The 10,750-nt window shown below is 58.5% G+C and carries 3 protein-coding genes and 3 pseudogenes; all 6 read right to left on the bottom strand.

The genetic code is table 11. The annotated features are described in order from the left end of the window. Positions 1-393: 393 nt before the first annotated feature. The gene (locus tag AC0L3L_RS35670; protein WP_473642007.1) at positions 394-6,126 is read right to left on the bottom strand and encodes an alpha/beta fold hydrolase; all 5,733 of its coding nucleotides are present in this window, start codon (positions 6,124-6,126) and stop codon (positions 394-396) included. Positions 6,127-6,637: 511 nt separating this feature from the next. Beyond that, positions 6,638-6,845 (bottom strand): annotated as a pseudogene (locus tag AC0L3L_RS35665) (IS5/IS1182 family transposase); the annotation flags it as partial. Positions 6,846-7,000: 155 nt separating this feature from the next. After that, positions 7,001-7,246 (bottom strand): hypothetical protein, encoded by a 246-nt coding sequence (locus tag AC0L3L_RS35660; protein ID WP_473642005.1) that lies wholly within the window; start codon positions 7,244-7,246, stop codon positions 7,001-7,003. Positions 7,247-7,288: 42 nt separating this feature from the next. Continuing rightward, positions 7,289-7,454: pseudogene (locus AC0L3L_RS35655) on the bottom strand (transposase); the annotation flags it as partial. Between the two features lie 155 nt (positions 7,455-7,609). Next, on the bottom strand, positions 7,610-9,442 hold the full coding sequence (asnB, locus tag AC0L3L_RS35650; protein ID WP_473642004.1) for an asparagine synthase (glutamine-hydrolyzing): 1,833 nt from the start codon (positions 9,440-9,442) through the stop codon (positions 7,610-7,612). Between the two features lie 264 nt (positions 9,443-9,706). After that, a pseudogene (locus AC0L3L_RS35645) lies at positions 9,707-10,013 on the bottom strand (transposase); the annotation flags it as partial. Positions 10,014-10,750: the final 737 nt, after the last annotated feature.

The raw sequence follows: 10,750 nt of genomic DNA, 5'->3' as shown, positions 1-10,750 counted from the left end.
CACGCCGGGTGGCAAGCCAGGTTCCAAGCCCAGAATTCCAAGGCAGCTTCCGGTTTGCGACGTCATTCCGGCCTCCAAGGTCATGTAGTTATGCATGGTATATGCGCCTTCATCAAATATCGATTGTCGCCGCCGACCACCTGTGTGCAAGATGGCCATGTGCGATAGCAGGTTCGGAAATCTGGTGGTTACAGCCTAACAGAAGAGTCCGATTTGGAATTCCCTTTGGGAAGTGTGCGTGCGAGTCTGGCGCATGCGTACAGGAAGATGATCCGCTACCAGTCTCGCCGACCGCCAGAAACAGAGCTGCGTGTGTCTGCTGCGTCTGCGATCTAGACCAAATGTTCTCCTGGGACCGGCGAACATTTTAGGTCTAGCAAGTTTGAGGTGTCGTTATTGCGACGGGTGGTTACGTCTGCATATTCGGTCATACAAGTCGCCGAACGTCGCCGCCTCAATTATCTCATCCAATTGCGGCGACCTCCATCGGTCGCTTTTATCCAAATTAGCTTGGAGCTCTGCGGCCATAAGGCTGTCTCCCCCAACATCAAAGAAGTTATCTTCTAAGCCTATTTCGTTGGATCCAATAATAGTTTTGATTTCATCAAGAAAAAATCTCTTAGGATCATCTTTACTCAACATGTTGACTTTTCCTATTTCGGCTCCTTTTTCCGGCAGAGATTTTTTCTCTTCTTCTGGCTGCTCGTCTGGCATCGTTAACACTTCTCCCCTTTGCCGCTCTCGCTCCCCGGGCTGCCGCGGAACCGTCGGGCTCGCAGGCTGATCGTCCGGCCAGCATCGGTGACCGTCGAATGAGTACGTTGGAAGGGGAATGCGGCGGCGAGTACCGAACGGTTCCAATTGATCACTGGCCCGTTTCCAATCCACCGCAACACCTGCGGCCCAGAGTGCCCCAAGGCATTCCAGAAGGACATGGCGGTCAGTGTACCCTTCATCGTTCTCGTCGCGCGCGGCTGGGACAATCGATGGAATTGGGTTCTTGCGATCCTCCGGGTTGATCGCCCCATGTGCGAAACGCGCCAGATTGCGCGAAGGGCCAAGGTCAACGAGCGCAGTTACACCAGCCGCGACCGTGGTCTGGATACAGCGATCGAATCGGATAGTCCCAGTTGCTTGCCCACTCCAGTGGCTCTCCGGCAAGGGTACTTTCACGCCATGCAAGGATCCTGAATTCAGAGCTATGGCGACATTCGGCAGACCCTTTTCGAGTAAGCGGACCTGCGAGTCCATGATGTCAGTCGCTCGTTTCATCAGCGAAGAATGGCTGGGGACGCCAGCTGTATTAAGGAGGTTATTGGGGATCTGTCTCTGTTGGAGACTTTCCTGAAGCCTTTCCAGAAGTTCCCGCTTGCCGGTGAACACGACGTCGGTATTTGAGTTCACGACACCGACGCCGATCTCGCCAGCTTCAGCCGGATCACGCCAAGGGTCCTCCTTGAGGATACGCTCAGCCTCGCTCGGGCCGCATCCGGCCGCAAGCATAGCACCATCGATACCAAGATTCGCCATCGCACGGCTCCGAGCGATCGTCAGCCCAACAGCATCTTCTAGTTTTAGAATGCCCGCTAGGGTCGCCGCAACGTATTCGCTCATGCTGTGTCCGATGAGATAACCGGGCTGAACTCCGAACAGTTCTAGCGAACGCGCCATGGCGAACTGCACGGAGAAAATCATGACACTGATTTCTTCGAAGGAAGCCGTCCGGTATGCGTCGTCTTCCCCAAACATGACCGTCTCCAGGTCACGATCCAGGAGCCGGCGACAAGCGGTCGCACAAGTCAGGAAAGCATCGCGGAAGTCCGGCACGTGATCGAACAGATCCTTGAACATCCGCGGGTGCTGCACTCCGCAGCCGGGCAGCATGAACCCAATCGACGGCGAGGAAAGGGTCCGATCAGCTGCACGATCCACCTCTTCTTCCAACTTCGCGATGGCCGTGTCCAAGTTGCGCGCCACAACGACGGTTCGATGCTCGAACTGGCATCTCGCCACGCGTAGTGTATGAGCGACGTCACCAAGATCGATGTCGCGGTTACGCCGCAAGAACGCAGCTAGATTCCGGCAGGCCCGGCTTAGCGCCGACGGGGTCTTTGCAGATAGGCAAAGGGCGTGAGATCCCCGTGCAACCGATCCGGGCCAAGCCCTTGCATTGCCGCTGTCCCATTCCTGCAGCACGATATGGCAGTTGGTTCCTCCCATACCGAGCCCAGTGACTCCGGCAGTTCGTGAGCGCCCCGGCGGACGGGGCCAAGGTCTAAGCTGCTCATTGATGAAGAAGGGCGTGTCTTCCAGACCCAGATCTTCATTCAGCCGGTTGATTTTGATTGTCGCGGGGATTACTCCGTGCTGAAGTGTGAGAGCTGTCTTGATAAAGCTCGCGACCCCTGAGGCGATGTTGGCATGGCCGATATTCGGTTTAATTGACCCGAGCGCACAGGCGTTGCCCGTTTTCGCCTGCCCCGCGAAGACCTCTGCCAGAGCGCGGACCTCGATCGGGTCGCCGACCTTGGTGCCGGTCCCATGAGTTTCGATATATTCCACATCCTCAGGGCCAAGTGCCGCGGAGGCAAGTGCTTGGCGCACAACTTCGGCCTGGCCCCGTGCGCTAGGCGCCGAGAAGGACGATTTGGCGCGGCCATCGTTGTTAATGGCACATCCTTTTACCACCGCGTGGATCGGGTCGTTCGCCTCAAGCGCGTGTTCAAGGCGCTTGAGAACGACAACCCCTACCCCATCTCCGAGCACCGTGCCACTGGCATCGGCATCAAAGGCCCGGCACACACCGTCCGAAGAATTAATGAAGTCCTTGACAAACTGATACCCCGCTTGAGGGAAGGTGATACTCGAGGCCCCTGCCAACGCCATGTCGCAATAGCCGGCCGCGAGCGACTGAGCGGCGACCGCGATCGCCACTAACCCAGTTGAGCATGAGGTTTGCACCGCAATGCTTGGGCCGTTAAGGTTCAGCATGTAGGACACGCGCGAGGCAAGGTAGTCCTTCGCGTTGCCGAGCTCCGTCAGGGAAGCGAGTGGCGCGTTGGTGGGATCGCTGAGGCCGACCTTCAAATGGTGCAGTAGATAGAGTGAGGAAGAAGAACCTGCGAACACTCCGGTCCGGCCTTCATGCTGGGTTGGCGCATATCCGGCCGACTCAAGTGCCTTCCAGCAGCATTCGAGAAACAGGCGATGCTGCGGGTCCATTAACGTTGCCTCACGCCTCGAAAGGTTCCAGAAATCCGGATCGAAAAGGTCCACATCTTTGAGATGAGCGCCCACGCGCACATAATCGGGGCGCTTCAGGACAGCCTCCGGAATGCCCCGGGCCTTGAGCTCCTGCGTGGAGAGCGAGGTGATCGAGCATACCCCCTGGCAGAGGTTCTCCCACAGCGCGTCCACCGTCTCCGCGCCAGGAAAACGCGCGGCCATACCAATCACCGCAATGTCCATACTGGGGCGGGTTCGACGGTCCAACGCCTTCACATGCGGTCTACTCGGCAAGACTGGCGGTGTTTTGGGGAGCTTGCCGATTTGGGGACGTCCCTGCTCGCCAATGCGTTTGCGGAGAAGGGCCGCGAGTTCGTTAAAGGTCGGATTGAGGAAGACCTCCACTACCCGGAGCTGAACCTTCAGACTCTCACGAAGCTGCGTGCAGAGGCGGGCAGCCAGAAGGGAGTGTCCGCCGCAGTCGAAAAAGCTGTCGCCCAGATCGGCAGCTTCGGCCTGGAGAAGGTCGCGCCAGGCTGCGCGAAGTGCCGATTCGACCTCGTCGGTACCGGTCACCAGAGCGCACGACTCTTGCGCGATCCCGCGAAGGCGCGACCGATCAAGTTTCCCGTTAGCCGCAATGGGCAATTCCCTTACCGCCACAAAATGCGCTGGTATCGCATAATGCGGTAACTCGGACTTCAAATGCGCTCGCAAAGGAGCCTCCCAGCCTTTGCAACCATCGTGCAGGACTACATAGGCGACCAGTCGGTCCGGCTGGCCTGTCGTCGGGTCGAGCTCAGGCAATACGGCGGCGGAGCGGACCCCGGAGTAGCGAAGCAAGGCAGCTTCTACAGACCCGGGGACGACACTATAACCTCGGATCTTCACCATGAAAGCGCAGCGCCCCAAAATCTCCAGTTGGCCGCCGGGCAGCATGCGGCCAAGATCGCCCGTGCGGAACATCGTGCCTTCAGCGCGGAACGGGTCGGGAAGGAATCTTTCGCGTGTCATCTCTGGGCTGCCGAGATATCCATGAGCCAAGACATCGCCGCCGACGAAGACCTCGCCCAAGAAGCCCAGTGGGACGGGATCGCGTTGCTCCCCGAGGATATAGACACTGACATTGTACTGAGGCGGACCCACCGGTGCGAACTTTTGTATTGTCGCAGGATCGATCTCGTTCAAGTCGATATGCGCGACATCATGTGCCTCCGCTGCGCCGTAGTAATTGATGATTCTGACGTGCGGCAGCGCATCCCTCACACGCGCAAGCAACGCTGCCGTTAGTACCTCGCCTGATAGGTAGATAAATCGGAGATCCGAAAGGCGGGGAGGGACGTCGAGGAAGCCGCTGCTGAGAAGCACATCCAACAGTGAAGGGGTTAGCAATATTCTGGAAATTCGATTTCGTTCCAGGTAGTCGACCAGCCGGTGCGGATCGTAGATAACGTCATCAGGGATCAGATAGGCTGGAATCCCGGCGAGGATCGGCCGCATGATGGCCCCGAAGAGATTGACCGCTTCCCGCTCATCAGACGCATATGGCAGCGCGCTATAGCGCCACTGGTAAGAGGATACAGCGCTTCGATGAGGACAGACGATCCCTTTTGGTTCACCAGTCGTGCCAGACGAAAATGAAATCACGGCCGGCGCATCGAGATCCACCGGTTGCGGATTGGCCGGGCTGGCCTTGCCAAGTTGTGCTTCCCAACCCTCGTCGAGCGACAGCGCAATACCGGACCAGTCAGGCGGAAGCTTAGCTGCGAAACGGTTGCTGGTGACAACCATTTCAACACATGCTTTCTCAAGTATTCGCTTTACCGCAGCGGTAGGCAATGCTTTGTCAAGCACGACGTAGGCTGCCCCTGTCTTTAGAATACCGAACAAAGCGACGGCGTATTCAGGTGAAGTATCCATCAGGATACCCACGCGGGAACCTCGGCTCTGACCATGTCCAAGGAGGTGCCTGGATAGAATGTCGCTTAGGTCGTCGAGTTCACGATATGTGATGGTCGTAGCCTCTGAAACGATGGCAGGACTGTCGGGGGTGAGAGCTGCTTGTTTGCGGAATCGCTCATGCAGCGTTAGATTAGTATAAGGGAAGACCTCGCCGTGTTGGATAGAAACCGGAAGTTGTCCCTTCACCTCGCTAACCTCGCGCAGGAGGCTGGACACCACCTCCTCCGTCATGGAATGGGTGAAAAAGTGATCGCCATCAAACATAATCCGGGCGAAGCGCGACGTCGTAAGCCGACGCCATCCGTCTAGGTCATTGGCATTGATTTCGTCCTCAACTCCGCCCATTGCGGTGATTGCCGCCTTGAGAGGCGTTGGCAGGTTTCGGTCGTAAGTCTCCGCAAGTTCGAAGTCGGCCCGCAGGGGCGGCAAAATGAAGTCCAGTAGCAGTTTCTCGTTTGCCAGCGCCTTCTTGGGGACCATACCAAGGGTACGAATCACATCGGTTAGCTTATCATCGGCGTATCTATACATCGGCGGCTCTTCCGGGGGCAGATCCGCTGACGGGTGAGCAGACACAACAACATGGAAGGGAGATAGCCGACCGGCCTCCTCCAGGGAGCGGGCAATCTCGTAGGCCACGAGGGCACCTGCGCTATGACCGAAGAAAACAAAAGGCCTATCACTGTATTCCTGGAGCGCCTCGATGACCATGGGTGCCAGTACGTCCATGCTGCGAATGGCGGCCTCCGCTGATCGTTTGCCGCGCCCAGGAAGATCCAAGCAAATAAGCTCAATGTCGTCAGGGAGATAGTCTGGCCAATTACGGAACGACTGGACGCTACCCCCCCCATGAGGGAAGCAAATTAGCCGATACGACGGCTCAAGTGAACTCTTTACAACACTAAGCAGTGCTTTGGACCTACCAGGAATTTGTTTCATCTCTCAAACCACTCCACCTAGATTCCGCCTGAAAACTCATATTTCTAAGCGGACGTTACTTCTTTATGAGGACTTCCAATTCGATATTTGCGCACTAGATAGTTGCCAATTCGGTCTAAATTTACCGGCAGCCAAACATAACAGCGGTAAGCGAATGTAGGAAGTCAATGTTTGTTAAATTTTATTGGAGGTTATGCTAAATTTATAATATGATAAATTTACAAAACGATGTAGTTTCTCCATTCGACAATTCGATATCACATTTGACACGAGCGCGCTCACCTTACCGAGACGCGGGCTCACGCTGACGCCGCTCTTGCCGCCGACGACGAAACTCGCTGTCGTGACGGCAGGCTCTCGAGTTTTTCGAGATGATTTGGCGAGTTCCTTGCGCATGGCATGCGTCATCTTCGTCTTCATGTTCCCTCCCTCATCGCGAGGGCATCATGCCGGAATGCGACCTCACGGGTAACATAGCCGCGCGGTAACAATCTCCGTGAGTTAAAGCGAAAACGATCTCGACAGCGATCGAGGTAGCCTCTGCCCCACGCGGTCCCTGATATCCAGAATCGCCGGACGCCTCAAAGGGGAAGGTCGCCGCGAGGAGTTCAGGACCGGACCCGCGCCGTCGCGATCCTGGATGCTGGGGGGATGCGGTAAAGCACGAGAGCCCGACCATCGGTGTCGACCAGCTCATGGCGCTTGCGGCCTTTGATCTGTAGCGTGAACGACTGGCGCGGTGGCGGTGGGTTCCGGGAGTTGCCGTTGGCCGGCGGCTTTCGCCTCGTGCCGGTGCCTCAGTCCGGACCGTCGCTCCGTTTCCAGTCGCTGCTCATCAAACTGGGATCTCCCGCACCCAGCTTTCCGACTGGCTTCATCGTAAGGCCCACGGCGGCGACACGCGCTGCCGGCGACGAAGACGCACCACGCCCAGTTTCTCGGAGATGTTGGTCCGCGAGACCTGTTTCGTGCCGCGCCCTTGCAGCTTATGCCGTTTGCGCAGGAAGTTGCTCACGCGGTCGTAGACATAGCGGTCAACGGCTTCATAGGCCGGCGCTCGGGTGCCGTAGCAGAAGTAGGTCGACTGCGCGGCGACAATCAAGGTGAGACTCAGCGTCAATCAAACAAGGTGAGACTCACCTTGATTGTCGCCGCGCACGGGTCGCACCATGGCGTCGCCGACCTTGCTGACACCACCTCTCGATCGGTCTCACCGGCTTACATTTTTTGGGCGTAAGCCCGAAGTAGGCTCCGAGCGTACTGGATTTTCCAAACAGCATCGGGTCGTCCACCGCCGAGCGATAGGTGAGCGCAACCAAGGCCCCGACGTCAGATCACCTTGACGCTGGGCCTTGTGTTTGGCCCGCGGCTGCGTTTTGAAAGGCATCAGCTCCGCTACTGCCGTTGCCGCTTGCCTGAACCCACATCAATAAACGATCCGTGCACCAACGCCCCTTTGCTATCATTTTGCGTCTCTGTAGTCTCAGATCGTGAGACTCACGTTGTAATCCGTCAGGAAATCTTGCAGGGCCAGGATACACTCTAGCCTCCTGAGGTTGTCGGTCGCGTCGAGCAACGCGCGGGACCGGTCGAGGGACAACAGCGGCGCCACTGCTGCATTGCGGTCATTCAGCAGAGCAGTGAAACGCGTGCGCAGCATTCTGTCATAGGTCGGATCCTGGATAGCCGGATACGCGCTCTTCACTCGCTGCACCACCGACAGCGGGAGCAGGTCCGCGGTGGCGGCCCGCAGCAGGCTCTTCTCGCGCCCGTCGAAAGTCTTGTGGGCCCATGGGGTGCCGAACACGTATTCAACGAGGCGGTGGTCGCAGTAGGGAACCCGCACCTCGAGACCCCACGCCATGCTCATCCGATCCTTGCGGTCGAGCACCGTCGGCAGGAAACGCGTGAGAAAGAGATAGCAGACCTCGCGCATGCGACGCTCGTGCGGATCGGCCGAGGCCGGCCCGGTCAGGGTCGGCACTTCCGCAAGTGCCCTGCGGTATTGCTCATCGAGGTAGCCGGGGAGGTCGAGTTTTTGGACCAGACCGGGGTCTAGGGACCGCCGTACGATATCGTCGCTGTCTTCGATCCAGGGAAACGTGTCGCGCTGAACGTCCGCGGGATCGTGGAAGCAGAGGTAGCCGCCGAAAAGCTCGTCCGCCGCCTCCCCAGACAGAGCCACCGTCGAGTGTTGCCTGATGGCCCCGAACAGCAGGTAGAGCGAGCTATCTATGTCGCCGAAGGTCAACGGCAGGTCGCGGGCGTGGACGGTGGCGGCCCGTACGTTTGGGTCCATGAGTTCGTGCGCGGACAACGTGATGTCCGTGTGGTCGGTACCCACGTATTTCGCGACCTCTTGCACGTACGGCCCGTCGGGTGTGGGGTACCAGGGGCGGGGGATAAAGTTATCCGTATAGCCGACGAAGTCGACGGCGAAGGACCGGATCCGTCCGTCGCTGAACCGCGCGGCCAGTGCGGTCATAGCCGAGGAATCAAGCCCGCCTGACAATAGTGTGCACAGCGGCACGTCGGCGATGAGCTGCCGCTGGATCGTGTCCTCGAGCAACTCGCGGACGCGCCGAACGGTGGTAGGCACGTCATCGGTGTGCCCGCTGTCGCTGAGATGCCAGTAGCTCATCTCCTCGATGCCATCGCGGGTCACGCGGACGATGTGGCCGGGCCGTACCTCACGCATGCCGCGGAACACGGTACTGCCCGGGTCGGATATGAAGGACAGGGTGCGACGAAGCCCGTCGGCGTCCATGACCGGTTCCGCGAGACTATTGGCGAGGATCGCCTTTGGCTCGGAGCCGAATAAAACTCCGTGCTCGGTGGGGTAGTAGTAAAGCGGCTTGATGCCGAGCCGGTCGCGTATGAGAAGCAGTTCGCGCTTGGCTGTGTCCCAGACTGCGTAGGCAAACATCCCGTTGAGTTCGCTCACGGCACTGCGGGGGTCGCGGTGGCCCCATTCGTGGTGGGCGCGCAGCACCACCTCGGTGTCACTGCTCGTGTCAAACCGATGGCCCAGGGCGGCAAGCCGTTGACGCAGCTCGCGGTAGTTGTAAGTCTCGCCCGTGTAGACGAGCACCAACGTCAGTCGGCCGTCCTCCTGGTGCGTCATCGGTTGGCGACCGCCTTGGATGTCGATGATCGCCAAGCGGCGGTGTCCCAGCGCCGCAGGCCCGTCGATCCAAATCCCCTCGTCGTCCGGACCACGATGGGCCATGGTGGACGTCATGTTGGCAAGCTCCCTTCGCGCGTCGGGACTTCCTAGGTCACGATCGAAATCAATCCATCCACAGATGCCGCACATATTGTTGCTCCTTGCCTTGGGTAACTGTCGAGTCCATGACGTGATTTGCCGATGAGCACGCATGCGCCATGCCAAATGAGAAACCGTTTCGAGGCAAAGGGATAGATTTGGCTCAGCTAAGTTGCGTATCCGACATTGTCGGACAGGGACGGCGCCGAAACGCTTGCGGGTCAGGAGGATATCTTGCTCATGCAAAAGAGTGCGCCTCGAGGGTAAGCGATGCGTCGGGGCACCTTTCCCGAATCGTGTTGATGGTTAAGTTGCGTACCCAGTCCAGATAGGTTCGGCCTCCGAGGTGCCGATCTCCATGCCCAGAACCTCGCGCCGGCCGTCACTGTTGACGCCGACGGCAATGATGACGGCGACCGACAAGATGCGGCCGCCGCGGCGCACCTTCAGGTAGGTCGCATCGATCCACAAATATGGCAAGTCACCCTCGATCGGCCGCTCAAGGAAGGCCTTCACCTTGCCGTCAATCTCCTCGCAGAGCCGGCTCACCTGGCTCTTGGAGACGCCGCTCGCGCCCATCGCCGACCGAGCGCGTCGAGATACCCCGCACGTAGGCCTCCTGGCGCGGGGACGGTGAGCGGGCGGCCCCACGCGGCGGGACGCGCAGGCATTTTTGTTTTGAGGCGGAACAAGCGGTTGGTTCGCCCGTTGCTGAACCCCAAGGGTCCCATTCAAGCACCCCTTGAGAGGATCTAATACATAAAAGTCTTCATGAAGCGCGCTGGTTGCTCTCGCCGATTGTAGGTCTTTGGATTGTGATGGCAGTAGTCGGAGTTGCACTGGGCTGAGAGGCCGGGGCTGGCGCTACGCTGGGACAGGGTGGCGTCAGCTACCGGTTTTTGCGGGATTTTCCCCGTCTCGCGACACCGCGGACCATCTCCTCTCGACAGCAACGTCAGGTGGGCATTCTTATGGATGTGCATTTGGTTCTCCGAGAATCGCTGAACCCTTGACAGCTCAGCTTTCCCGGTCGGGACCGAATGGATAACCTATTAAAAGCTCACAGGTAGGACCGCAGTTTCTGCGAGTGCTGCGCATGTCATGGATTCGAACCATTTCGCATTCAGATGCTCTACCGCGCCTCGTCGCAGGGGAAGACCCCGACACCCAGCTCTCCGTCCAGCGACCACACACAGTCATCTGGCTTCCAGATGGTCGGCGGCGACAATCAATATTTGACGAACACGTGATGCGCATGAAGAATTAGTCAGGTAGAAGATCGGCCGCCCCCACCTTTCGATAGCATGACCACTCGTCGCCGCCACCGAGTGCATGGCGCCGGAATAAACAATTAAGACG

It is taken from the genome of Mesorhizobium sp. WSM4849, assembly GCF_055811385.1.
The sequence above is the reverse complement of the archived record's forward strand: the minus strand, read 5'-3'. Positions and strand labels throughout refer to the sequence as shown.

Coding starts and splice junctions, on each gene's coding strand:
- AC0L3L_RS35670 (WP_473642007.1), bottom strand. CDS start 6,126: ATGAAACAAATTCCTGGTAGGTCCAAAGCACTGCTTAGTGTTGTAAAG.
- asnB (WP_473642004.1), bottom strand. CDS start 9,442: ATGTGCGGCATCTGTGGATGGATTGATTTCGATCGTGACCTAGGAAGT.